General features: G+C 52.7%; 1 protein-coding gene. It reads left to right on the top strand.

From position 1 onward, the window contains the following. The first annotated feature begins 79 nt into the window (after positions 1 to 79). A complete protein-coding gene (locus tag ACTXPP_RS14105; protein ID WP_301520791.1) occupies positions 80 to 481 on the top strand; it encodes a hypothetical protein in 402 nt (133 codons plus the stop codon). The last annotated feature ends 631 nt before the right edge of the window (positions 482 to 1,112 follow it).

Below are 1,112 nucleotides of genomic sequence, written 5' to 3'. Positions count from 1 at the left end.
AGTATGATGCGGCATATGATGAAATGATACGCGACGCTAGGGCGAGGGGCTTGGTGGATAATAGTTCTATAGTCGACTAGTGCCAAAAGGAGAGAGGGTTAGCGAGATGGATTTTTCAGAAGTTTGCAATGTGGGGGTTCGTCCTAGCGACCCTGAGGATCACGGTCGTAGTGAGATTGGCGTTTCCTCTAAAGGCCGACCTGTTGGGGCTATTGAAGTCGGCGGTGCAGTTAGAGACGTGACGCTTATGTTCGGTGGCGGGACGGTATACGAGGTGGAGTTAACCACTCTCTTGCCAGGAGATACATTTCAAGGAGTACCCCTTACCGGATCTCCGGATACTTTCGTGGAAAACCTACGAAGTAAAGGATACGCCGTCGAGTTCGACTTCGACAATATCGAGATTAGTTCTCCCCCGATAGGATTCTTCGTAGTTGAAGAGCAGGTCTCGAGTATTTGCTGGAGAATGCCTAGGGGGTAAGGGCCGGTGACCACTCAGGTTGCATCTATTTATCGCCGTCCAGTATTCGAATGATGTATTTGTTCGATTAACTTATCCGTAAGGCGATTTTGTTGTTCCGCTGTAGGCACTGGTGTATTTTTCTGAATTACGTTCATAACATAACGATGTTTATGCTTGATTGCATTCGTTTCAATGCCGTCAAACGTTATCACATGTCTGCTTCTTTAGATAGCGCCCCGACCTACATTCCAACTTTAACTATGACGAAAGTTGAAGGATCCAATGAAATTCTTCCCTTCCTCTCCTTTCTGCTCCCGGCTCGCGCTGGCCGCGGTCGTGAGCAGCAGTCTTCTCGGCGTGCCTGCGTGCGGTGATGACGCGCAGACTTCAGGGTCCGAGACAAGCGCGGCTGACACCAGCTCCGCGGTGGAACTCCCGGATGCCGGGCACCCCGCCTCGACGGCACCAGCAGACCTAACCCGGATTTTTCACCGAGCAGGTTCAGCTGCTTGATCTCGGGTCCAGCAACGCTGACCTGCGCCTGATCCTATCGAGGGCGCGCGACACCGACGGCGGCTGTTTGAACCAGTGCCGGGAACTGGGGTCCAGGGAAACTCGTGGGGACAGGGACAGGGAAGACAGTCAAACG

Source organism: Candidatus Corynebacterium faecigallinarum (assembly GCF_052264515.1).
Classification (GTDB): domain Bacteria; phylum Actinomycetota; class Actinomycetes; order Mycobacteriales; family Mycobacteriaceae; genus Corynebacterium; species Corynebacterium faecigallinarum.
The sequence above is the reverse complement of the archived record's forward strand: the minus strand, read 5'-3'. Positions and strand labels throughout refer to the sequence as shown.